The sequence below is a fragment of the Roseomonas nitratireducens genome, from assembly GCF_017813355.1.
Lineage (GTDB): Bacteria > Pseudomonadota > Alphaproteobacteria > Acetobacterales > Acetobacteraceae > Neoroseomonas > Neoroseomonas nitratireducens.
In genome coordinates this window covers 169,959-191,874 of sequence record NZ_JAGIYZ010000007.1, presented here as the reverse complement: position 1 = coordinate 191,874, position 21,916 = coordinate 169,959, and the positions used below count along the sequence as shown (strand labels likewise).

Sequence of the window (21,916 nt, the reverse complement as noted above, 5' to 3'; positions counted from 1 at the left end):
GGCGCGCGCGGCATCCACGCCCGCCCGCGTGGCCAACCGCACCACGGCCGGGGCGGCCGCCAGGCGCGGCGCGGCGGCGGCGAGCGCGGCCGCCTCGGCCGGCAGCCCGTCCACCGCGACGGGCGCGGCGAGCGACGCCGCCAGCGCCGCGATGCCCGGCCGCAGCATCGCCAGCGCGTCGGCCATGGGCTGCGCGGGCGCAGCGAGCAGTTCCTGCGCCGCCGCCTCCTGCAACCGCCGCAGGGCGAGCTGCGCGGTCAGCCGCGCCTCGGCCGGCGCGGGCGCATCGTCCAGCGCGTCGAAGGCGGCTTCCAGCCCGAAGGCCTCGCTGGCGAGCAGCGCCGCGCGGCAGGCCGCGACCGGGTCCGCATCCATCGTCAGCCGCGCCAGCGCCGCGCAGCCCAGCCGGTTGGCGACCGCGTTGGTGACGATGGTCGCGACCAGTTCCCGCCGCAGCCGGTGCCGCGCGATGAAGCGCGCCTGGTCGCGCTGCAGCGGGGCGGGGAAATAGGCCATCAGCGCCGGCAGCAGCGCGGGCTCCTCCGGCAGGTGGGAATCCGCCAGCGCGTCGGTCAGCCACAGCTTGGCGAAGGGCAGCAGCGCGGCGATCTCCGGCCGCGTCAGCGCCTCTCCCGCGCCGATGCGCCGGGCCATGGTCGCGGCATCAGGCAGCCCGGCCACCGCGCGGTCGAGCAGCCCTTCGCGTTCCAGCCGCTCCATCAGCGCGGCCTGGGCCGGCAGCGCCTCGGCGCCGCCCATCTGCTCGAGCGTCACGGCCAGCGACTGCAGGTCGTTGTCGCGCAGCACCAGGCCCGCGACCTCGTCCGTCATCGCGCGCAGCAATTCGTCGCGCGCGCGGCGCGTCATCACGCCCTCGGCCTCGGCATCCGCGAGCAGGATCTTGATGTTCACCTCGTGGTCGGAGGTGCTGACGCCGGCCGAGTTGTCGAGCGCGTCGGTGTTGATGCGGATGCCCTGGCGCGCCGCCTCGATCCGCCCGGCCTGGGTCACGCCGAGATTGGCGCCCTCGCCGACGATGCGCGCGCGGATCTCCCTCCCGTCGATGCGGATCGGGTCGTTGGCGCGGTCCCCGGCCTCGGCCTGGGATTCAGCGCTCGCCTTCACATAGGTGCCGATGCCGCCGAAATAGAGCAGGTCGACCTCCATGCGCAGGATGGCGCGCATGATCTCGGCGGGCTCCGCGCGCTCGGCCGCGATGCCGAGCATCGCCCGCGCCTGCGGGGAGAGCGGCAGGGTCTTGGCGTTGCGGGGGAAGACGCCGCCGCCCTCGCTGATCAGCCGCGCCTCGTAGTCGGCCCAGGAGGAACGCGGCAGGCGGAACAGCCTCTCCCGCTCGGCGTGGGACGCGGCCGGGTCCGGATCGGGGTCGAGGAAGATGTGCCGGTGGTCGAAGGCGGCGCGCAGCCGCGACTGCTTCGACACCAGCAGCCCGTTGCCGAACACGTCGCCCGACATGTCGCCCACGCCCGCCATGTCGAAGGGCGCGTCCTGCACGGAACGGCCGAGCACTTCCCGGAAATGCCGGTCGATCATCACCCAGGCGCCGCGCGCGGTGATGCCCATGCCCTTGTGGTCGTAGCCCGCCGACCCGCCGGAGGCGAAGGCGTCGCCCAGCCAGAAGCCGTATTCGGCGGACAGCCCGTTGGCGATGTCGCTGAAGGTCGCCGTGCCCTTGTCCGCGGCCGCGACGATGTAGGGGTCGTCCCCGTCGCGCCGGACGATGCCCGGCGGCGTGATCACCTCCGTGCCGCGGTAGTTGTCGGCAAGGTCGAGCATGCCGCGCACCAGCACGCGGTAGCAGGCGATGCCCTCGGCCTGGAACGCCTCCCGGTCCGAGGCCGGCGGCGGGTGCTTCAGCACGAAGCCGCCCTTGGCACCGGTCGGCACGATGATGACGTTCTTGAGGATCTGCGCCTTCATCAGGCCCAGGATCTCGGTGCGGAAATCCTCCCGCCGGTCGGACCAGCGGATCCCCCCCCGCGCGACCGGCCCGCCGCGCAGGTGGCAGCCTTCCATGCGCGGGGAATGGACGAAGATCTCCCGCCAGGGCCGCGGCGCGGGCATGTCGCCGGCGCGCGCGCTGTCCAGCTTGAAGGCGAGGTAGTCCTTCCCCTGGAAGTAGTTGGTCCGCAGCATCGCCTCGAGCACCGTGCGCAGGCGGGACAGGATGCGGTCCTCGTCCGGGTTCTCCACCGCGTCGAGGAGCATGGTCCAGGCGGCGGCCAGCTTCTCCTCCCCGCGGTCCGCGGCGTCCGGGTCGAAGCGGGCGCGGAAGATCGCGACCAGCAGCGCTGCGGCTTCGGGATGCGCGGCGAGCGCGGCCTCCACGCTGGCCTGGGCGAAGGGCAGGCCCACCTGCTTCAGCCAGCGGAACATCGCGCGCAGCAGCCAGGCTTCCCGCCAGGACAGGCCCGCGCGCAGCACCAGGCGGTTGAAGCCGTCGGCCTCGGCCTGCCCGTCCAGCAGCGCGCCGAGCGCGCCGAGGATGTCGTCGAACCGGTCGTCGGGGCAGTCCGCGCCGGCTTCCAGGCGATAGACGTGCAGCGCCACCTCCGGCCCGCCGGCGGGCGAAAGATGGTGCGGCTGTTCCTCGATGGCGCGCAGGTCGAGGCTCTCGAACAGCGGCAGCGCATCCGCCAGCGCCAGCGGCCCGCCCGGATTGGCCAGCCGCAGCGTCAGCATCCGCGGCCCGTCGCCCGGCGCGCGCGCCAGGTCCGCGCGCGGCCGGCCCGCCGCGATGGCGCGTTCGGCCAGCCACAGGTCCGCCACGCCCTGCGCCGCCGTGGCCCCTTCCCGGTAGGCGGCGGGGAAGGCATCGCGCCAGCGCGCGAGGTGCCGCGCGGCTTCCGCTTCGCCATGCGCGGCGGCCAGCGCCTCGGACAGCCTTTCCCCGAAGCCTCGCGCGGCCTGGGCGAGCGCGGCTTCCAGCGCGCGTTCGTCGACCGCCGGCACCGCGCCGGGCGTGGTCGCGACGATGTAGTGCACGCGCGCCAGCGGCGCGTCGCCGAGCGCGATGTAGAACGCGGACAGCCGCCCGCCGAAGGCGCGCGCCACCATCTGCCCGGCGCGCTCGCGCAGCCTTGTGTCGAAGGTGTCGCGCGGCAGCCAGGCGATGGCGGAGACGAAGCGCTCGAAGGGGTCGCGGCGGATCATCAGCGCCGCGCGCGGGCGGATCGTCAGGTCGAGCGCGCGGCGCGCGCCGGCGAGGATCTCCGCCTCCGGCGCCTGGAACAGCTCGTCGCGCGGCCAGGTGTCGAGGATGTTGCGCAGCGCGCGCCCGTCATGGCTGTCCACCTCGACGCCCGCCATGGCGAGGATGCTCTCGCATTTGCGGCGCAGGAAGGGGATGGAGCGCGGGTTGCGGTTGTAGGCCGACGCGGCAAACAGGCCGAGGAAGATGCGCCCGCCCACCACGCGCCCTTCGGCGTCGAAGATGCGCGTCGCGACCACGTCCGCATGCTGCGGGCGATGCACGGTCGATCGCATGTTCGCCTTGGCGACGGACAGCGGCATCGCCGCCGACAGCGCCGCGCGCACCGCGGGCGGCACGGCCGAGAGGTCCCGCAGCGCGTCGAAGACCGGGATGGCGGGGTCGGCGAGCAGGCCGAGATTCTCCGCCGCCACCATCTCGATCGCCGCGCCTTCCGCCGCGCCGAAGCGGCGATGGCCGAGCAGCACGAAATTGTCCTCGGCGAGCCAGCGGAGGAAGGCGGCCGCTTCCTCCCCCTCCGCGCCGCCGACGGCCGTGACTTCCGCCTCCGCGCCGCGCAGCAGGGCGAGCATGGCGGGGAAGGCGCCGGTCGCGGCGCGCACATCGGCCATGGCGCGGGCGATCGCCGCCTCCAGAGCCTCGAGCCCCTCCGGCGCCCGGCCGCCCATGCCCGACAGCACCGGCGCGGCGGGGCCGAGGGTCACGCGCATCATGCTCTCGCGCGAAGGCGCATCCGGCTCGATCGCCAGCAGCCGCCCGGCGACGTCGCGGCGGACGCGCAGGATCGGGTGCAGCAGGCTCGCCACCGCGCGCCCGTGCAGCGCCAGCGCGGCAAGCACGGAATCGACGAGGAAGGGCATGTCGTCGGTGACGATCTCGGCGACCGCGCGCGCCCCGGTGCCCGGGCCGGCGGGCAGGACGCGCACCTTGGCCGTCCCGGCCGGGCGCTCGGCCGCGAAGGAGAACAGGCTGGCGGCGGCGGCGGCCAGCGCCTCGGGCGGCTCGCCGGCCAGTTCCAGGGTCGGCACGCCGGCATGCAGCGCGGCGAGCAGCCGCCCGGCATCCCCCGGCAGGCCGGGCGCGATGCGGGCCAGCGCCTCGGCCGCCGCGCGCAGCACCTCCTGCCGCGCCGTGTCGACCGGGGCGCGCGTGTCGTCCGCCATGCTCGTCTCCTCCGTCGGGTCTTGCCGCCGCGGGACGAGCCTGCGCCGGGGCGGCCGCCATCGTCCAGCATCCTGCGCCGGGCGCTGACGACGGCCGCGGAAGGAGTCTAGACTTGCCGCATGAAGATGACGTTGCAGGACCTTCTCGCCCCGGTGACGCCGGAGCGCTTCTTCGCCGAATACTTCGACCGCCAGCCCCTGCACGTGCCGGGCGGGGCGGCGAAGTTCGCCGCCGTGCTCGACTGGGCCGGCATCGACGCGCTGCTGGGCATGACGCATGTCTGGTCGGAGAAAAGCCTGCGCGTCGTGATGGACAGCGTTCCCGTGCCGCCGGTCCAGTACAGCGCCAAGGCCACGTCGCGCGACGGCGCCCCGGTGCTGCAGCCGGTCGCGGCGAAGGTGCAGGAATGGGTGGCGCGCGGCGCGTCCGTCGTGATGAACGACGTGGACAGCCTGACGCCGGGGCTCGCCGCCGTGTCCCGCGCGCTGGAGGATGCCGGCCTCGGCAAGGCGCAGGCCAACGTCTACATCTCCTTCCAGTCGCACAAGGCCTTCCATTCCCACTACGACACCCACGATGTCTGGGCGGTGCAGGTGGAAGGCGAGAAGGCCTGGAACATCTGGGAAGGCCGCGCGGAATGGCCGATCGCCCATCCCATCTTCCGCGGCCAGACCCAGGCGCAGCACGACGAGGCGAAGGGCCGGCTGCGGGAGAAGGTCGTCGTCCGCAAGGGCGACCTGCTGTACCTGCCGCGCGGCTGGTACCACGACGCGCTGGCCGAGGCGCCGGATTCCGTCCACATCGCCTATGGCGTGCACGCGCCGCTCGGCATGGATGCGCTCAACGTGCTGACCGAGCGCGCGCTGTACGACGCGCTGTTCCGCCAGCCCCTGCCGCGGCAGGACGGCAGCCCCGCGGCGCGGGAGGCGCTGGCGCAGCGCCTGGCCGCGATCGGCGCACGGCTGTCCGACCTCGCGCGGGATCCCAAGGTGCTCGAGGTGCTGTCGGCCTTCGTGCGCGACCATCGCTTCGAGCGCGGCGGCTACGACCTGCAGGCCGCGCGCGCCGGTGCGCCGGCAGCGGCCGCCGCGCCCGCGGGCGGCGCGCGCTTCCGTGTGGTGGGCACGGCCCGGCCGGTGCGCCGCGGCAACGAATTCGGGCTGAAGACCGAGGCCGGGGTGATCGCGATGTCGATGCCGGAGATCGAGGCCGCGGCCTGGATCCTCGCCCGCCCGGCGGTCGCCGAGGCGGAGCTGCGCGCGGCCTGGCCCGCGCTCGACGCCGGCGCGCTGATCGAGCGCCTCGCGGCGGCCGGGCTGCTCGCCGCGGCATGAGGCGCCTTCTCCCCCTGCTCCTCCTGCCGCTCGCCCTCGCGCCCGGCGCGGCGGCGCAGGCGCCCGGCTTCGCCTGCGTGGGCGCCGAGCAGCTGGAGGAGGATGTCTTCGCCATTCCCTTCGCGCGCGGTTCCGCGGCGCTGGGCGACGCAGCGCGCACGCCGCTGGCCGCGGCGGAGGAAGCGCTGCGCGCCGACCCGGCCCGCGTCGCCTGCCTGCTCGGCCATGCGGGGCAGGAAGGCGGGGCGACGACGTCCATCCGCCTCGCCGCCGAGCGCGCGCGCGCGGTCGCCAACGCGCTCGCCGCGCGCGGCATCGCCCCGGACCGGCTGCGGGCGGAAGCGCGCAGCGCCCAGTTCAGCCCCCGCGTCCGCGCCGCCGAGCCGCCCTCCCGCACCGTCAGCATCGTGGTGCTGCCCGCGCCCTGACCCGGGCGCGCTTTTCACGCCGACCGTGTCGTGGCGGCGCTTGCGAAGCGCGCGCGCGGGCCGCCATGCTGCGGTTTCATCTTGCACCCGCGTTTCCCCCCGAAGGGCCCTTCATGCGCCTGTCGTACCTGGCGATGGCCGCCGGCCTCGCCCTGGCACCCCTCGCCGCCATCGCGCAGCAGGCCGCGCCGCCGCGCGCCGCACAGCCCGCCCCGCAGCAGCAGCCCGCGCCACGGGAACGCGAGGTCACCATCGTCAACCAGTCCGGCCAGACGCTGCGGGAGGTCTATGCCGCCCCGCCCGGCGCGGAGAGCTTCGGCCCCGACCTGCTGGGCGCGGACACCGTGCCGGACCGGGGAAATTTCCGCGCCCGCGTCACCTCGGCCACCTGCACGCTGGAATTCCGCGCCATCTTCCAGGACGGCACGGAGGAACGGCGCCGCCAGAACATCTGCGAAGCCCGCCGCGTGCAGTTCGGCGACCCGTCCATCCCGCTGCGGGAAGCGACCATCCGCAACGAGACGGACATGATCCTGCTGCAGGTCTTCGCCGCGCCGCCCGGCGCCGCCGGCCGCGGCCCCGACCGGCTTGGCGAGAACGTCGTGCCGGCGGGGCGGGAATTCCGCGTCCGCATGGGCCGTACGCGGGACTGCATCTTCGACGTGACCGCGGTGTTCGAGGACGGGGAGGAGGAGGTGCGGGAAGCGCTCAACCTCTGCCGCGAGCCGCGCGTGACCTTCGGCGACCCCAACGCGCCGCGGCGGGAGGCGCGCGTGACGAACGCCGCCGACCGGACGATCCGGGAGCTCTATGCCTCGACCCGCGCCCCCGGGGCCTGGGGACCTGACCGGCTGGGCAACGACATGCTGGAACAGGGCGCGAGCGTGACGCTGCGGCTGCGCGGCGCCGCCTGCCTGTGGGACATCCGCGCGGTCTACGAGGACGATGCGGAGGAGGTGAAGCGCGGCGTCGACCTCTGCGCCGTGCGCGAACTCGCCTTCGACGGATCGGGCGCGCCCCGCCCGCCGGAACGCCGCGTCACCCTCGTCAACCGCCACGGCGCGACGATCCAGGAGGTCTACCTGTCCGGCAGCGCCGAGGAGGATTGGGGCCCCGACCGGCTGGGCGAGGAAGTGCTGCCGCGCGGCCGGCGCATCGAGATCGGCGCCCGGCTGCGCGAATGCGAGGCCGACCTGCGCATCGTCTTCGAGGAGCGCCGCGCGGCCGAGGAACGCGCCGCGATCAACCTCTGCGAGGTCTCGGTCATCGTGCTGCGCCCCGGCTGGACGCTGGCCGACCGGCTGGATGAGGGCGAGGCGCAGGAGACCGGCCCGCGCCCCGGCAGCGTGCGCCTGCGCAACGCGGCAGAGGTGCCGGTCGCCGAGCTCTACGCCGACCCGCCCGGCGCGCCGCGCGGCGCGGACCGGCTCGGCCGGACCGTGCTGGGGGTGGGGGAGACGCTCGACTTCGCCCCGCCCGAGGGCACGGAATGCCGCGCCGACCTGACCGCCGTGTTCCGCGACGGGCGGGAACTCCGCCTGCCGGCGGCGGATCTGTGCGCCGGCGTCGAGGTGGTGCTGCGATGATGCGTCTCCTGATCCTTCTTCTGGCGCTCGCCGCCCTTCCCGCGCACGCGCAGGGCGTGCCCGAGCCGCTGCGCGGCGCCTGGGTGCGGGGCGCCTGCGCCGCGCCGGAGGCGGTGCTTCAGGTCTCGGCCCGCGGCGCGCTGCGGCTGCCGGCCGAAGGCGCGGCCCGGCTGCTCCGCTTCCGCACCCTGCGCGTGCAGGAAGGCTGGACGATCGGCACGGGCGGCGGGGCGGAAGCGCCGCGCATCATGCTGCGCGCCGCCGGGGACGCGCTGGAAACCGCCGAGCCCGACGCCAAGCTGCGCGACGACAGGCTGCCCGGCGAGACCGAATTGCTGCGCTGGACGCGCTGCGCCACGCCGCCGGCCTCGCTGCTGCTGCTGCACGGGGAAGGGCTCGCCTTCCTCGCCACGCTCGAGCGGCTGGAAGGCGCCTGCCAGGGCGCGGGGACCGAGGCCTGCATCGCCGCGCTGGTCGCGGAAGGGGATGTCTCGGGCGACCGGCTGCTCGGCGTGGCCGAGATCGCCCGACTGCTGCGCGGCGCCGCCTGGGCGCTCGCGGCGCTGCAGGACAGCCCGCCGGAAGGGCTGGCCGTCGCGGCCGGCCTCGGCGGCGTCGCGGCCGCCGCGGCGGCGCGGCTGCTGGTCGAAAGCCTGGATTTCGACGGCGACGGCCGGCTGTCCGCCGCCGAGCTCGGGCGCGACCGCACCGCCTGGCCGGCCGCGACCGGCGGCGGCGAAGGGCGGCCGGTGGCGATCGAGGCGCTGTCCGAAGGCGCGGGGATGCTGCGCGCCCTGATCGAGCGGCTGGCCGGCGAATAGGGCCGGGGCGTGACCGGCTGACCACAGCGTCCGGGCGAAGGGGCGCCCGGCGCAGGTAAACGCTGCGCCGACAAGGGTGTTTGCGGTATGGTTCATCCGCAACCTGAACTCGACGCCCGACATGCCCCGTGCTGCCCTGACCAACGAGTCCCGCGCTTCCGACGCAGCCGCGCCGGGCCGCTTCGCCTCGGCCGCCGTGCGCGCGGTGCTGCGGCGGCGGCTGATGGAACTGGCCGGCGTGCTCGTCGCGCTGGCGGCGGTGGGGCTGCTCATCGCGCTCGGCAGCCATGACCCGGCCGATCCCTCGCTGAACACGGCAAGCGCCGGGCCGACGCGGAACCTGGCGGGGCCGGTGGGGGCGATCGTCTCGGACGTCCTGCTGCAATCCGTCGGCTTCGCCGCCGTGCTGCCTTCCCTCGCGCTGCTCGCCTGGGCGTTCCGGCTGGCGACGCATCGCGGCCTCGGCACCTTCGCGGCCAGGCTGGTCGGGCTGCTGGCGGCGCTGCCGCTGGGCGCCGCGGCGCTGTCGCTGATGCCGGTGCCGCCCGACCTGCCGGTCGCGGCGGGGGCCGGCGGCGTCGCGGGCCCGCTCGTCTCCGGCTTCGTCGTCGATGGGCTGGGCGGCCTGTTCGGCCCGGCCGGCGCCATGGCGGGGTATGCCTTCGTGATGGTCGCGGCCGTCGGGTCGGCCTTCATCGCCTGCGGGCTGACGGTGGGCGAATGGCGCGGCGCCGGCCGCGCGGCCGTCGGCGCGGGTCAGGTCGCGGTGGGGGCCGCGCGCAGCGGCGCGGCCGCGCTGCGCCGGCCGGACGCGCCGGAAGCGCCCCGCCCGCCGCGCCCGGGACTTTTCGCGCGCCTCGCCTCCCCCTTCAGCCGCATGGGCCGGGAAGCCGCGGCGCGCTTCCGGCGCGAGCCGACCGACGTGCCGCTCGGCGCCATGCTGCGCGCCGCCGAGGAAGCCGCCTCCGCCGTGCCGCCCAGCCCCGCCGCCCCGCCCGCGCCCCTGCCGGGGGAGGATGGCGACGTCCGCCGCGGCACCGAGCCCGAGGCCAAGCCGCGCCTCGTCCCGCGCAGCAAGGTGCAGGACCGGGCGCAGGACCGGCCGCGCCGCGTGGCGGAACAGCGCGCGCTCGACCTCGGCGAGGGGCAGTGGCGGCTGCCGCCGCTCGACCTGCTGACGGAAGCGCCGGCGCGCCGCACCGGGCGGCCTTCGGAGGAATCGCTGCAGGCCAATGCGCGGCTGCTCGAAAGCGTGCTCGAGGACTACGGCGTGCGCGGGCGGATCGCGGAGATCCGGCCCGGCCCGGTGGTGACGTTGTACGAACTCGAACCGGCGCCGGGGACCAAGTCATCGCGCGTCATCGGCCTGGCCGACGACATCGCGCGGTCCATGTCGGTGATCGCGGTGCGCATCGCGACCGTGCCGGGCCGCAACGTGATCGGCATCGAGATGCCGAACGCGAAGCGGGAGACGGTCTATCTGAGCGAGATGTTCGTCGACGAATCCTGGCACCGGAACCAGGGGCGTCTGCCGCTCGCGCTCGGCAAGGACATCGGCGGCGCGCCGGTGATCGCCGACCTCGCCCGCATGCCGCATCTGCTGATCGCGGGCACCACGGGGTCGGGCAAGTCGGTCGGGATCAACACCATGATCCTGTCCCTGCTCTACCGCTTCGGCCCCGACGAGTGCCGCTTCATCATGATCGACCCGAAGATGCTGGAACTGTCGGTCTATGACCGCATCCCGCATCTGCTCGCCCCCGTGGTGACGGAACCGCCCAAGGCGATCGGCGCGCTGAAGTGGACGGTGCGGGAGATGGAGCGCCGCTACCGCGCCATGTCGCAGCTCGGCGTGCGCAACATCGGCGGCTACAACGAAAAGGTGGCCGCCGCCCGCGCGCGCGGGGAAGTGCTGACGCGCAAGGTCCAGACCGGCTTCGACCCCGAGACCGGCAAGCCGACCTTCGAGGAGCAGCCGCTCGCGCTCGAGCCGCTGCCCATGATCGTCGTGGTCATCGACGAGATGGCGGACCTGATGATCGTCGCCGGCAAGGAGATCGAGGCCGCGGTACAGCGGCTCGCGCAGATGGCGCGCGCGGCGGGCATTCACGTGATCATGGCGACGCAGCGGCCGTCGGTCGATGTCATCACCGGCACGATCAAGGCGAACTTCCCGACCCGCATCTCCTTCCAGGTCACCTCCAAGATCGACAGCCGCACCATCCTCGGCGAGCAGGGCGCGGAGCAGCTGCTCGGCCAGGGCGACATGCTGCACATGCCGGGCGGCGGGCGGCTCGCCCGCGTGCACGGCCCCTTCGTGAGCGACACGGAAGTCGAGCGCGTGGTCGAATTCCTGCGCAGCCAGGGCGAGCCTCAGTACATCGAGGAAGTGACCGAGGCCGAGGATGACGACGGCGGCGCGATCCCCGGCATGCTCGGCGGCAACACCGATGGCGAGGCCTCGCTGTACGACCAGGCGGTCGCGCTGGTGACGCGCGAAGGCAAGGCCAGCACCTCCTTCGTCCAGCGCCATCTCAACATCGGCTACAACCGCGCGGCCAAGCTGATCGAGCAGATGGAGAAGGAAGGCGTGGTGGGACCGGCCAACCATGTCGGCAAGCGCGAGGTGCTGGCACCCGGGCCGCGGGACTGACGCGGGGCCGCGATGCCGACGACCGACCCGCTGCCCGCGGCACTCGACGCCGCCACCCGCGCGCGCATCGCGGCCGAGGCGCTGCCGCTGCGCGCGCCCGCCGGCGCCGTGCTGTTCCGCCCGGGCGACCCCTGCCGCGGCTTCGTCATGCTGCGGGCCGGGCGCGCGCGCGTCGACCTGATCGCCGAGGACGGGCACGCGCTGCTGCTCTATCGCGTCGAACCGGGCCAGGCCTGCGCCATCACCACGTCATGCCTGTTCGCCGGCGAGGCCTATTCCGCCGAGGGCACGGCGGAGACGGAATGCGAGGGGCTGCTGCTGCCCGCCTCGCTATTCGGCCGGCTGGTGGAGGAGAGCGCTTCCTTCCGCACCTTCGTCCTGGCCGGCTTCGCCGCGCGGCTCGCGGCGCTGATGGGCCGGATCGAGGAATTGTCCTTCCGCAGCGTCGATGCGCGGCTCGCCGCCTATCTGCTGGACCGCGCGCCCGGCACGGTGGCCGCGACGCAGCAGGAGATCGCCGCCGACATCGGCACGGCGCGGGAAGTGGTGAGCCGACGCCTGTCGGCCTTCGCGCGCGGCGGTCTGGTGCGCACGGAACGCGGCGCCGTCACCGTGCTGGATGCGCCAGGGCTGACGCGCATCAAGGACGGCGCCGCGACGCCGTGACTTGATCACCGACAGGCTGCGCTGCGCGGCGCGAGATGCCGTCGCGGCCGCACCTGGCCGATCGATCAAGGAGCGGAACCATGAGTTGCAATGTCGGTGGCGTCGATCGCGTGCTGCGGATCGTCGCGGGCCTCGCCATCCTGGGCGCGGGCGCCTTCGGGCCGCTCGGCTGGTGGGGGCTGGTCGGGCTGGTGCCGCTGGCGACCGGCGTGATGCGCTTCTGCCCGGCCTATACGCTGCTGGGCATCCGCACCTGCCCGGCGGCGTGACGCCTTACGCGGCCGGGAAGAAGCGCGGCTCGGGCAAGGGCCCGTGCGGCGTGGGCGTCGCGTAGAGCGTCGCCCCGCCCGGCGCGGCATCGAGCGCGAGGCGCAGCCCGCCGCCCTTGGGCGCCTGCGCCGCCGCCTCGCGCGCGACGTCCATCGCGGCGGACTGCAGTTCCGCCGGCGTGGCGGTGAGGCGCGGCAGGTTGTCCGCCACCGCGATTTCCGCCACGCGGCCGGGGCCGAGCAGCAGCGCCAGCACGGGGCGCAGCATCTCGATCGCCTTGCGCGGATCCGTCCCCTCGGCCGGCGGCGCTGCGAGGGCAAGGTAGGCGCGCAGCAGCGCCTCAAGCCTGTTCGCGGCCTCCTGCACGCGTTCGGCGCGCGCCTTCTCCTTGTCCGTCCCGGCGGCGCGCAGCATCAGGTCGGCGGTGCCGGCGATCGCGGCGAGCAGGTTGTTCGCCTCGTGCCGCACCGGCCGCGCGAGCGCGACCAGGTGCTCGGTCGGCTGCGTCATGGCGCGGCATGCTCCCAATGCAGGCGCAGCGCCGCCGCCGCCTGGCGCAGCGTGAGCTCGGAGGCCGGGATGAAGCGGCCCATGGTCAGGTAGGCATGCATCTGGTCCGCGACGTGCAGGTGCGCGACATGCACGCCTTCCTCGTCCAGGCGCCTTGCATAGGCGATGCCCTCATCCGCCAGCGGATCGTGGCCGCAGGTCATGACGAAGGCGGGCGGCAGGCCGGCGAGCGAGGCGGCGCGCAGCGGCGAGCCGTGCCAGTCGATCCGGTGCGCGGCATCCGGCGCGTAGTGGTCGATGAACCAGCGCATCGTCGCCGTGGTCAGCGGATAGCCCTCGACGCAGCGGAGATAGGAGGGCGTGTTCGCCGCCAGGTCCGTGACCGGATAGAGCAGCATCTGGAAGCCGGGCGCGGGCACCGCGCCGTCCCGGCCCATCAGCGCGAGCACGGCGGCGAGGTTGCCGCCGGCGCTGTCGCCGCCGACGGCGATGCGCGACGCGTCGATGCCGAGCGCCGCCGCCTCCGCCGCGACGAAGCGGAGCGCGGCCGCGCAATCCTCGACCGCCGCGGGAAAGACATGCTCGGGCGCGAGCCGGTAGTCGACCGCGACGACGCAGGCGCCGAGATGGTTCGCGAGCGCGCGGCAGACCTGGTCATGGCTGTCGAGGTCGCCGATCACCCAGCCGCCGCCATGCAGGAACAGCAGGCAGGGCAAGGCCGCCGCGGGGTCGGTGCCGAGGCCGCGATAGCGGCGCAGGCGGATCGCGCCGGCCGGGCCGGGACAGGACAGGTCCTCGGCCAGCGCCACCTCCGGCGGGTCGGGTTGCAGCACGGGGCGGGAGGCGGCGGAGACGGCGCGCGCTTCCGCCGGCGTCAGCGTGTGCAGCGGCGGGCGGCCGGCCTCGCGGATCAGGTCGCGCACGCGCTGCGCGCCGGGGTCGAGCGGCATGGCGCTATTCCGCCGCCGCGCGGGAGGCTTCGGGGGCGAAGCGGAAGCCTTCCCAGCCGCGCGCGGCGATGCCGTCGCAGATCTCGCGATAGGTCCCGACGCCGCCGATATACGGCATGAAGACCTGCGGCTTGCCGGGGATGTTCACGCCCATGTACCAGGAATTGGCGCGCGGATAGAGCGTGCGGTGCGCGACCTCGTTCGCGTGGCGGACCCAGCCTTCCTCGGCGGCCGCATCGGCTTCCACCGTCGCCGCGCCGCGGTCGCGCAGATGGGCGAGCAGGTCGGTGACGAGGTCCACATGCTGCTCGATCGACACCATCATGTTCGACAGCACCGAAGGGCTGCCCGGCCCGGTGATCATGAACATGTTCGGGAAGCCCGCCGCCATCAGCCCCAGATAGGCGACGGGCCCCGCCGCCCAGTGGCGCGCGAGCGTCTCCCCGCCGCGGCCGGCGATCTCCATGCCGAGCAGCGCGCCGGTCATGGCGTCGAAGCCCGTGGCGAAGACGATGGCGTCGAGCGCGTGCTCGCCCGCGGACGTGCGGATCCCTTCGGGCGTGATCGCCTCGATCGGCGTGCGGCGCAGGTCGACCAGCGTGACGTCCGGGCGGTTGAAGGTCTCGTAGTAGCCGGTATCGACGCAGATGCGCTTGGTGCCGATCGGGTGGTTGGTCGGGCACAGCGCCTCGGCCGTCGCCGGGTTCTTCACGATGGCGCGGATCTGCCGGCGCACGAAGTCGGCCGCGGTGTCGTTCGCCGCCTGGTTCGTCAGCAGGTCGGAAAAGGCGGCCATGAAGGCGGTGCCGCCCTTCTGCCAGCGCGTCGCGTACTCGCCCTCCCGCGCATCCGCATCGACCTCGAGCGCCGAGAGCGGGTTGAGCGGATAATCGATCCCCGTGCGCAGCGTGCGCGCATGCCGGCGCCGTTCCGCGTAGCGCGACTTCCACGATCCTTCGTATTCGTCGTCCATCGCCCGGTTGCGCGACGGGATGGAGAAGTTCGGCGTGCGCTGGAAGACGGTGAGATGCGCCGCCTGCTCCGCAATCACCGGGATCGCCTGGATGGCGGAGGAGCCGGTGCCGACGATGCCGACGCGCAGCCCGGTGAAGTCCACCGGCTCATGCGGCCAGCGGCCGGTGTGGTAGGTCGCGCCACGGAAGGTCTCGCGTCCCGGGATGTCGGGCAGGCGCGCGGCCGAAAGGCACCCGGTCGCCATGATGCAGTGGCGGGCGGTGATCTCCTCCCCCGCCGTGGTGCGCAGGCGCCAGAGCGACGCGGCCTCGTCGAAGGCGGCGCGCTCGACGCGCGTGTTGAAGCGGATGTCGCGGCGCAGGTCGAAGCGGTCCGCGACGTGGCGCGCGTAGCGCAGGATCTCGGGCTGGGCCGCGAAGCGCTCCGACCAGCGCCACTCCTGCTGCAGCGCCTCGTCGAAGGAGAAGGAGTACTGCATGCTCTCGACGTCGCAGCGCGCGCCGGGATAGCGGTTCCAGTACCAGGTGCCGCCGACATCGTCCGCGGCTTCCAGGATGGTCGCGGTCATGCCCAGGCCGCGCAGGCGATGCAGCATGTAGAGGCCGGCGAAGCCGGCGCCGACGATCACGGCGTCCATTCCTGGTCCCCTCCTTTTCTTCGGCGCCAGCATGCCGGGGCCGCGGGGGGCTGGATACCCCCTCAGCGCCGCGTATAGGTCACGGCCAGCACGCCGTTCGGCCAGCGCCGCGTCTCCTCCAGCCGCCAGGCGGCAGGCATGCCGCCCGGCGCGAAAAGCGGCAGCCCCGCGCCCAGCGTGACCGGCATGAGGAACAGCTCGATGCTGTCCACGACGCCGAGCGCGAGGCAGGCCTGCGCGACAGAGGCGCCGCCGAGCAGCCAGATGTCGCCGCGCAGCGTCTCCCGCCGCAGCCGTTCGACCAGCAGGGCGAGGTCGCCGCTCGCCGCCTCGACCCCCGCCGGCGGCGCCGGATCGAGCGGCCGGCCGGTCAGCACCACGACGCGCTTGCCGGCATAGGGCCAGTCGCCGAAGCCGCGCGCCTGGTCGTAGGTGGCGCGGCCTGTCAGCACCGTGCCGATCCCGGCGATGAAGGCCGCCGTGCCGTAGTCCTCGCTCTCGAAGGGCGCGAGCCAGCCGACGCCGCCCGCCGCATCGGCGAGGCACATGTCGAGCGAGACGGCGGCATACAGGCGCAGCCGCGCGGTCACGCGCCGCGCTCCTCCGGCAGGGCGCAGAGCCCCGCCGCGCGCAGCCGCGCCGAGAAGTCCGCATCGGCCGTGACCACCGCGAAGGGGATGGCGAGCAGCAGCGAGGCCAGCACCGGCGCCGCCAGCAGCAGCGCGAGGGGCGAGGCCGCGGCGAAGCCGATGGTGAGCAGCACGCCCGCCAGCGTCGGCGGCCAGAACTGCCGCGCGGCGTCCTCCCAGGCGACGCCGCGATCGGCGCGGTTCTGCGGCACCCAGCCCACCTTCAGCCCGAAGGGCAGCGCGACCAGGAACAGCGACTGCGCCATCAGCCGCGCCGGTTCCATCAGCGTGGTGAACAGGATCTCCGCCGCCGCGCCGCGCGCGACCGCGCCGCGCCCGCCATAGCGCGCGGCCAGCGCGGGCTTCGCCAGCATCTCGGCATAGCCGGCGAGCTTCGGCGCGTAGTGGCAGGCCCAGCCGGCGGCGAGCAGCGCGACCAGCGCGAGGGTCGGCGTCGCCGCCCCGCCACCGGTCAGCGCGTTGGCCGCGGCGAGCAGCAGGATGGCGCACCAGAGCGGCGCGCCGAGGAACAGCAGGATCGCCTGCACCAGCTGCCACCGCGCCATCCAGGTCTGCCCGGGCAGGCGCAGCAGGGCGAGGTACTGCATGTTGCCGCCGGCCCAGCGCAGGTCCCGCGTCACGAAATCGCCGAAGGTGGGCGGGTTGCCTTCCGCGCTGCCGTCGTCGTCGGGCAGCACGCGCACCTTCCAGCCGGCGGCGGTCAGGCGCGTCGCCTCCACCTGATCGTGGGAGAGGATGCGGCTGCCGTCGGGCAGCGGCCCGAGCCGGCAATGCTCGCGGAAGGGCGCGATGCGGATGATGGCGTTGTGGCCCCAATAGGGGCCCTGGTCGCCCTGCCACCAGGCCTGGCCGATCGCCCATGTGCGCATGCCGTGGCGCATGCCGAACTGGAACAGACGCGGGAAGGCGGCGGTCGCCGGCCGGCCATGGATCAGCTGCTGCACGATGGCCAGGCGCGGATCGGCGTCCAGGCACCCGACGAGGCGCAACACGGCGGCCGGCGTCATCTCGGAATCCGCGTCGAGGCAGAGGAAATGGTCCAACCCCGCCGCGTGATGGTCGAGGAAGTCCATGACGTTGCCGGCCTTGAAGCCCTCGTTCGACGCGCGGCGGCGGTAATGCGCGTTCGCCCGCTGCGCGGCGAAGGCGCGGAAGGCGGCTTCCTCGGCCTCGGCGGCCGGGCCCGACGGCGTGTCGGACAGCACCCAGAGATCGAAATGCGATACGGGCAGCCCGTCCATCAGCCGCCCGAGCGGCGGCAGCACGGCGGCCATGTCCTCGTTGCGCACGCAGATCGCGATCGCGGTGCGGCCCCTCGGCGGCGGCGGGCGCGCATGGCGCAGCGCCGGCAGCACGGCGGCGACGGGGTCCCGCGCGCCGAGCAGGATGACCAAGCCCACCAGGGCGTTCGCGGCGGACAGCGCGCTCCAGGGAATCGTGCCGAGGAAGCAGGCGAGGATCAGCGCCTCCCACACCGTCCAGCCGCCGGGCGCGAGCACGGCGACCGCGAGCGAGACGAGCCCCGCCGTGATGGCAAGCGCCAGCAGCAGGAACAGCACGCGGCGGAGGAGGATGGGTTCGGCGGGCACAGCGCCGCTCTATGGAACGATGGTGGCGGGATTGCGAGGGGGGCTCAGGGCAGCGCCGCCCGGCCCGCCGACGCCAGCGCGAAGGCCGCGCCGGCAAGGCCCACCCAGCCCAGCGTCCCCGCCGCGAGCCAGCCCGCCGCGGCCGGCGCGCGCAGGCGCAGCAGCGCCCAGGCCAGCAGCGGCAGCGCCTGCATCGCATGCACCGCGACGAAATGCGCGACGCGCAGGTCGCCCCCGTCGCGCGACCAGAAGAAGGGCGGCCAGGCGCCGGCATCGGTCGGCGGCGCGCCGACATAGGGCCCGAGATTCGCGCTGATGGCGAAGCCCGTCGCCGCGCCGCCCAGCCCGGCGACGAGGAAGCCGAGCGCGATGCCTCCGCGCAGCAGGCGCGGCATCGCGGCGTCGCCCCGCGCCGCGACCAGCGCCCCGAAGCCCGCCGCGCAAAGGCACAGCAGCAGCGCCGCGAGCCCCATCAGTCCATAGGCCGCAGCACCCAGCGCATCGCGCGCGAAATGCGACGGCTCGCCGAGCATCGCGCGCAGCGTGATCCAGCCGACCTCGAACAGCCCGCAGGCGAGGGTCCCCGCGACGATCGCCCGCGCCGCGCGCCCCTCGCGCCAATCCTCCGCCAGCGCGGACCAGGCGAGCGCGAGCGACCAGCACCACAGCGCGAGGGAGCCCGCGAACTTCGCCGGCTTCACCCAGACCGAGACGCCGCGGATCTCCCGCCCATCGAAGAGCATCACGACGAGGCAGGCGAGCAGCAGCGCAGCCATGGCAAGCCCGGTCCGCGCGAGGGCCGGCTGCCGCGCGTCCAGAATCCTCCACGCGGCGATCATGCCACCCGCCGCCCGGGCAGCGCGCGGAGCGCGAGGAACAGCAGCAGCCCCGCCGGACCGGCGAGGAAGGTCAGCGGCAGGGCGGGATAGAGCCGCCACAGCGGCAGCGCCTCGGCCGTCGCGCGCCGGCACATCCAGGCGCCGAGGAACAGGTCGAAGGCGAGGTAATGCAGCCAGCCCGCCAGCAGCACGCCGTCCGTCGCGAACAGGGCGCGCACGCCGGCCAGCGTCGAGAAGCCGCCCTCCGCCCCCGGCGCATGCCAGGCGAGCAGCACGACATAGGCCAGCGCGAGCACGGCCGGGATCGCCACCCCGGCCACATCCCAATGCGCCCAGCGCCGGCGCGGGGCCAGCACCAGCAGGACCCAGCCCGCGAGCGCCAGGGTATTCGCCGCGGTGAAAAGGCGTTCTTCCATCCCGTCCAGATGGCGCGCATCGGGCGCGGCGCCAGGGCACCGGCCGGTCGCGCGACGGCCTCAGGCGAAGGCCGGCCGCGTCCCCCGGAAGCGCCGACCGCGCTGCAGCAGCCACAGCGCGATGGCCAGGTTCACCAGGTTCCAGGCGATGCCGTTCCACATCGCCGCGTCGTAGGACCCGGTCGCGTCGAAGATCGCGCCCGCCATCCAGCCGCCCAGCGCCATGCCGACCAGCGTCGAGGACAGCGCGATGCCGACCCGCGTGCCCGCCTGGGAGGGCGGGAAGTTCTCCCGCACGATCATCGCGTAGGAGGGCACGATGCCGCCCTGGAACAGGCCGAAGACGGCGCTGACGACATAGAGCGCCACCATCCCGTCGGCCGGCAGGAACAGCAGCAGCGCCACCCCCTGCAAGGCCGAGCCGAGCGCGAGCGTGGCGAGCCCGCCGATCCGGTCCATCACCACCCCGAACACCAGGCGGGAGACGATGCCGCAGGCGAGCATGAGGGAAAGCATCTCCGCGCCGCGCTGCGCGCCGTAGCCCAGGTCGACGCAATAGGCGACGATATGGACCTGCGGCATGGCCATGGCGACGCAGCAGGCGATGCCGGCCGCGGTCAGCGCCATCTGCAGCCCGTTCGGCGACAGGCCGAGCACGCGCTCGGGCGCCGCGCCCGGCGCAGCGGCGGGGCGCGGCGCGGGCAGCGGCAGGCGCCGGCGCAGCGCGAAGGCGAGCGGCAGCATCGTCGCGACGCAGAAGACGCCCATGGCGAGATGCGCGTGCCGCCAGCCGATCGTCTGGACGCCCCATTGCAGCAGCGGCGGCCAGATCGTGCCCGCGACATAGTTGCCCGATGCGGCGAGGGCGACGGCGATGCCGCGCCGCTTCGCGAACCACAGCGAGACGTCGGCGATCAGCGGCCCGAACACCGCCGCCGCCCCGAAGCAGCCGAGCAGCAGGCCATAGGCGAGCCCGAAGGCCAGGATGCCGGGCGCCATCGCCGCCGCGACGCCGCCCAGGCCGAGCGCGACGGCACCGATCAGCACCGGCACCATGACCCCGAAGCGGTCCGACAGCCGGCCCATCAGCACGCCGCCCGCCACGAAGCCCACCATCGTCATGGTGTAGGGCAGGGAGGCGTCGGCGCGTGCCGTGCCGAATTCCGCCTGCACCGCCGGCAGCATCACCACGACCGCCCACATGGGCACGGAGCCGATGGCCGAGAGCAGCAGCGCGACGCCGAGGCGCCGCCAGGCCGCCGGCGAATCGATCAGGGCGGCGTCAGCCATCGCCGCGTCGCGTCTTGTGCATCTGGGTCCCTCCCGGCACCGCCACCCTGGCAGGCGGTGTCGCGCCGGGCCAGAGGGGCGCGCGCATGGCGCGGATGCGCCGGCCAGGGGCAGGCGGCTTGACGCAGCGCAACCGGCGCCTGAAGCATCGCAGGTCCATCGCAGGAACGTCCCATGCCCGGCCCCGACCTCGCCGCCCGCCTCGCCGCCGCCGCCGAGGCGAGCGGCGAAGGCTCCGTCGCCTTCCTGCGCGACCTGATCCGCCTGCAGCGCGAAGGCGAGGCGGCGGTGCAGGCCCGCGTGGCGGAGGCCGCCGCCGCGCTCGGCTGCGTCGTCGAGCACCGCGCCTACCGCCCGGCGGAGGTGCGGCTGCGGGAGGAATTCGCCTCGGACGCCGCCATGGCGACGGAGGAGCGCATAGCGATCCTCGCCCGCCTGCCCGGCACCGGGGGCGGGCGCAGCGTGATCTTCTTCGCCCATCCGGATGGCGAGGCCTTCGACCCGAACCATGGCTGGCGGCACGACCCCTTCGCCGGCGGGATCGAGGCCGGGCGCATCCATGGCTGGGGCGTGGCCGACGACCTCGCCGGCGTCGCGACCATGGTCGAGGCGGTGCGCGTGCTGCGCGACGCGGGGCTGCGGCCGAAGGGGGACGTCATCCTCGCCAGCACGCCGTCCAAGCGCCATGCCCGCGGCGTGCACGCGCTGCTGCATGGCGGCGTCGCGGCGGATGCGGCGGTGTACCTGCACCCGGCCGAATCCGGGCTCGGGATGCGGGAGGTGAAGGCGCTCGCGCCCGGGCAGCTGATCTTCCGCATCATCCTGCGCGGACGCCTGCCGGACACGCAGGAACCGGGGCACACCGCCTTCGCGCATCTCGCGATGAACCCGGTGGATCTCGTGCCCGCGGTGATCGCCGCGCTGCGGGCGCTGGACGCGCGGCGCGGCGCGCGGGTGCATCACGCGGTGCTGGAGAAGGCGATCGGGCGGTCCACCAACCTGCTGATCGGCGACATCCGCGCGCTCGGCGATGGCCGCGCATCGCGCGTGCCGCCGGCGGTGCAGCTGTCCTGCGCGCTCGCCTTCCCGCCGGGCGAGGCGATGGCGGCGGTGCAGGCGGAGGTCGAGCAGGCGCTCGCCGACGCCGTCGCGCACGATGCCGGGCTGCGCGCCTGCGCGCCCGAGCTCGTCTGGGTCTCCGGCGTCACGGGGGCCGAGGTGGTCGAGGGCGATCCGCTCTGGACCGCGACGAGCGAGGCGGTGCGGCTGGCCACCGGCACGGCGCCGCACATCAACCCGCTGCACACATCCTCCGACATCCGCAACCCGATGGTGCAGTCGGGCATTCCCTGCGTCGGGCTCGGCCCGCTCTGCGGCGACCTGACACAGAACGGCGGCCGCGACGAATGGGTGGATGTCGCGGATTACCGGCGCGGGGTGGCCGTGATCGCCGGGCTGATCGCGCTGTGGTGCGGGACGGAAGGATGAGCCGAGGCTGGGGCGCGACCGCGCTCGTCGCCCTGCTCTCGACGCTGCCGGCGCTGGTCGCGGCATAGATGTTCGGCGTGGTCGAGACGCCCGACAGCCCGACCTACCTCGCCTATGCCATGCAGCTTGTTCCCGGGCCGCGGCCCGAAGGGGCGGCGCTGCTGGCCGAAGGGCCGATGCCGGTCACGCTGTACCGCACCATCGGCTATCCCGCCGTGCTGGTGGCGCTGCAATCGATCTCTCCCGCCGGCTGGCCGATGCTGCAGCGGCGGCGGGACGATCCGCGGCGTGGGTCGCTGTTCGTGGCATGGCTTGGCTGCGCCGCGCTGGTCGCGCTGCGCGCCCGCCGAAGGACCGCCGCCTGACGCCAACCGCTTGAGCGACCGAAAAGAAAACGGATCGAGGCCCCGCCTCGATC

18 protein-coding genes are annotated in these 21,916 nt (G+C 74.5%); 9 read left to right on the top strand and 9 right to left on the bottom strand.

What is annotated here, in order from left to right:
* The coding region (locus J5Y09_RS09655; RefSeq protein ID WP_209351546.1) for an NAD-glutamate dehydrogenase at positions 1-4,395 on the bottom strand (4,395 nt) is incomplete at its 3' end.
* Positions 4,396-4,515: 120 nt separating this feature from the next.
* On the opposite strand from J5Y09_RS09655, the gene J5Y09_RS09650 reads away from it, so the two are divergent.
* From J5Y09_RS09650 to J5Y09_RS09620, 7 genes are all read left to right on the top strand, one after another.
* The gene (locus J5Y09_RS09650) at positions 4,516-5,730 is read left to right on the top strand and encodes a cupin domain-containing protein (protein WP_209351545.1); all 1,215 of its coding nucleotides are present in this window, start codon (positions 4,516-4,518) and stop codon (positions 5,728-5,730) included.
* Positions 5,727-6,158 carry an OmpA family protein gene (locus J5Y09_RS09645; protein ID WP_209351544.1) on the top strand — a complete coding sequence of 144 codons (432 nt, stop codon included), beginning with the start codon at positions 5,727-5,729 and terminating at the stop codon, positions 6,156-6,158. The genes J5Y09_RS09650 and J5Y09_RS09645 overlap by 4 nt, the downstream gene beginning before the upstream one ends.
* A gap of 113 nt (positions 6,159-6,271) precedes the next feature.
* Entirely contained in the window at positions 6,272-7,744 is a 1,473-nt protein-coding gene (locus tag J5Y09_RS09640; RefSeq protein ID WP_209351543.1) for a hypothetical protein, read from the top strand.
* Positions 7,741-8,565, top strand: a complete 825-nt coding sequence (locus J5Y09_RS09635; RefSeq protein WP_209351542.1) for a hypothetical protein — start codon at positions 7,741-7,743, stop codon at positions 8,563-8,565. Before J5Y09_RS09640 ends, J5Y09_RS09635 begins: the two co-directional genes overlap by 4 nt.
* A gap of 121 nt (positions 8,566-8,686) precedes the next feature.
* A complete protein-coding gene (locus J5Y09_RS09630) occupies positions 8,687-11,218 on the top strand; it encodes a DNA translocase FtsK (RefSeq protein WP_209351541.1) in 2,532 nt (843 codons plus the stop codon).
* A gap of 12 nt (positions 11,219-11,230) precedes the next feature.
* The gene (locus tag J5Y09_RS09625) at positions 11,231-11,884 is read left to right on the top strand and encodes a Crp/Fnr family transcriptional regulator (RefSeq protein ID WP_209351540.1); all 654 of its coding nucleotides are present in this window, start codon (positions 11,231-11,233) and stop codon (positions 11,882-11,884) included.
* 80 nt (positions 11,885-11,964) lie between these two features.
* Positions 11,965-12,153 (top strand): YgaP family membrane protein, encoded by a 189-nt coding sequence (locus J5Y09_RS09620; RefSeq protein WP_209351539.1) that lies wholly within the window; start codon positions 11,965-11,967, stop codon positions 12,151-12,153.
* Positions 12,154-12,157: 4 nt separating this feature from the next.
* Here J5Y09_RS09620 and J5Y09_RS09615 read toward each other — a convergent pair whose 3' ends face one another.
* The 8 genes from J5Y09_RS09615 to J5Y09_RS09580 all read right to left on the bottom strand — a co-directional run bounded on the left by J5Y09_RS09615 (position 12,158) and on the right by J5Y09_RS09580 (position 20,010).
* A complete protein-coding gene (locus J5Y09_RS09615) occupies positions 12,158-12,664 on the bottom strand; it encodes a hypothetical protein (protein WP_209351538.1) in 507 nt (168 codons plus the stop codon).
* Positions 12,661-13,614 (bottom strand): alpha/beta hydrolase, encoded by a 954-nt coding sequence (locus J5Y09_RS09610; protein WP_209351537.1) that lies wholly within the window; start codon positions 13,612-13,614, stop codon positions 12,661-12,663. Before J5Y09_RS09610 ends, J5Y09_RS09615 begins: the two co-directional genes overlap by 4 nt.
* A 4-nt stretch (positions 13,615-13,618) precedes the next feature.
* Positions 13,619-15,226, bottom strand: coding sequence for a flavin-containing monooxygenase (locus J5Y09_RS09605; RefSeq protein ID WP_209351536.1), 1,608 nt, complete (start codon positions 15,224-15,226; stop codon positions 13,619-13,621).
* Between the two features lie 62 nt (positions 15,227-15,288).
* Positions 15,289-15,816, bottom strand: a complete 528-nt coding sequence (locus J5Y09_RS09600) for a dihydrofolate reductase family protein (RefSeq protein ID WP_209351535.1) — start codon at positions 15,814-15,816, stop codon at positions 15,289-15,291.
* Positions 15,813-17,465, bottom strand: a complete 1,653-nt coding sequence (gene mdoH / locus J5Y09_RS09595; protein WP_209351534.1) for a glucans biosynthesis glucosyltransferase MdoH — start codon at positions 17,463-17,465, stop codon at positions 15,813-15,815. Before mdoH ends, J5Y09_RS09600 begins: the two co-directional genes overlap by 4 nt.
* A 44-nt stretch (positions 17,466-17,509) precedes the next feature.
* Positions 17,510-18,241, bottom strand: a complete 732-nt coding sequence (locus J5Y09_RS09590; protein ID WP_209351533.1) for a hypothetical protein — start codon at positions 18,239-18,241, stop codon at positions 17,510-17,512.
* A gap of 59 nt (positions 18,242-18,300) precedes the next feature.
* Positions 18,301-18,720, bottom strand: coding sequence for an ABA4-like family protein (locus J5Y09_RS09585; RefSeq protein WP_209351532.1), 420 nt, complete (start codon positions 18,718-18,720; stop codon positions 18,301-18,303).
* A 60-nt stretch (positions 18,721-18,780) separates the two neighbouring features.
* Positions 18,781-20,010, bottom strand: a complete 1,230-nt coding sequence (locus J5Y09_RS09580) for an MFS transporter (RefSeq protein WP_209351531.1) — start codon at positions 20,008-20,010, stop codon at positions 18,781-18,783.
* A gap of 174 nt (positions 20,011-20,184) precedes the next feature.
* On the opposite strand from J5Y09_RS09580, the gene J5Y09_RS09575 reads away from it, so the two are divergent.
* Both J5Y09_RS09575 and J5Y09_RS09570 read left to right on the top strand, forming a co-directional pair.
* The gene (locus tag J5Y09_RS09575) at positions 20,185-21,498 is read left to right on the top strand and encodes a M20/M25/M40 family metallo-hydrolase (protein ID WP_209351530.1); all 1,314 of its coding nucleotides are present in this window, start codon (positions 20,185-20,187) and stop codon (positions 21,496-21,498) included.
* Positions 21,499-21,566: 68 nt separating this feature from the next.
* Positions 21,567-21,863 carry a hypothetical protein gene (locus tag J5Y09_RS09570; RefSeq protein WP_209351529.1) on the top strand — a complete coding sequence of 99 codons (297 nt, stop codon included), beginning with the start codon at positions 21,567-21,569 and terminating at the stop codon, positions 21,861-21,863.
* The last annotated feature ends 53 nt before the right edge of the window (positions 21,864-21,916 follow it).

Coding starts and splice junctions, on each gene's coding strand:
- J5Y09_RS09620 (WP_209351539.1), top strand. CDS start 11,965: ATGAGTTGCAATGTCGGTGGCGTCGATCGCGTGCTGCGGATCGTCGCG.
- J5Y09_RS09640 (WP_209351543.1), top strand. CDS start 6,272: ATGCGCCTGTCGTACCTGGCGATGGCCGCCGGCCTCGCCCTGGCACCC.
- J5Y09_RS09580 (WP_209351531.1), bottom strand. CDS start 20,010: ATGGCTGACGCCGCCCTGATCGATTCGCCGGCGGCCTGGCGGCGCCTC.
- J5Y09_RS09615 (WP_209351538.1), bottom strand. CDS start 12,664: ATGACGCAGCCGACCGAGCACCTGGTCGCGCTCGCGCGGCCGGTGCGG.
- J5Y09_RS09635 (WP_209351542.1), top strand. CDS start 7,741: ATGATGCGTCTCCTGATCCTTCTTCTGGCGCTCGCCGCCCTTCCCGCG.
- J5Y09_RS09610 (WP_209351537.1), bottom strand. CDS start 13,614: ATGCCGCTCGACCCCGGCGCGCAGCGCGTGCGCGACCTGATCCGCGAG.
- J5Y09_RS09585 (WP_209351532.1), bottom strand. CDS start 18,720: ATGGAAGAACGCCTTTTCACCGCGGCGAATACCCTGGCGCTCGCGGGC.
- J5Y09_RS09605 (WP_209351536.1), bottom strand. CDS start 15,226: ATGGACGCCGTGATCGTCGGCGCCGGCTTCGCCGGCCTCTACATGCTG.
- J5Y09_RS09650 (WP_209351545.1), top strand. CDS start 4,516: ATGAAGATGACGTTGCAGGACCTTCTCGCCCCGGTGACGCCGGAGCGC.
- J5Y09_RS09625 (WP_209351540.1), top strand. CDS start 11,231: ATGCCGACGACCGACCCGCTGCCCGCGGCACTCGACGCCGCCACCCGC.
- J5Y09_RS09570 (WP_209351529.1), top strand. CDS start 21,567: ATGTTCGGCGTGGTCGAGACGCCCGACAGCCCGACCTACCTCGCCTAT.
- J5Y09_RS09630 (WP_209351541.1), top strand. CDS start 8,687: ATGCCCCGTGCTGCCCTGACCAACGAGTCCCGCGCTTCCGACGCAGCC.
- J5Y09_RS09645 (WP_209351544.1), top strand. CDS start 5,727: ATGAGGCGCCTTCTCCCCCTGCTCCTCCTGCCGCTCGCCCTCGCGCCC.
- J5Y09_RS09590 (WP_209351533.1), bottom strand. CDS start 18,241: ATGGCTGCGCTGCTGCTCGCCTGCCTCGTCGTGATGCTCTTCGATGGG.
- J5Y09_RS09575 (WP_209351530.1), top strand. CDS start 20,185: ATGCCCGGCCCCGACCTCGCCGCCCGCCTCGCCGCCGCCGCCGAGGCG.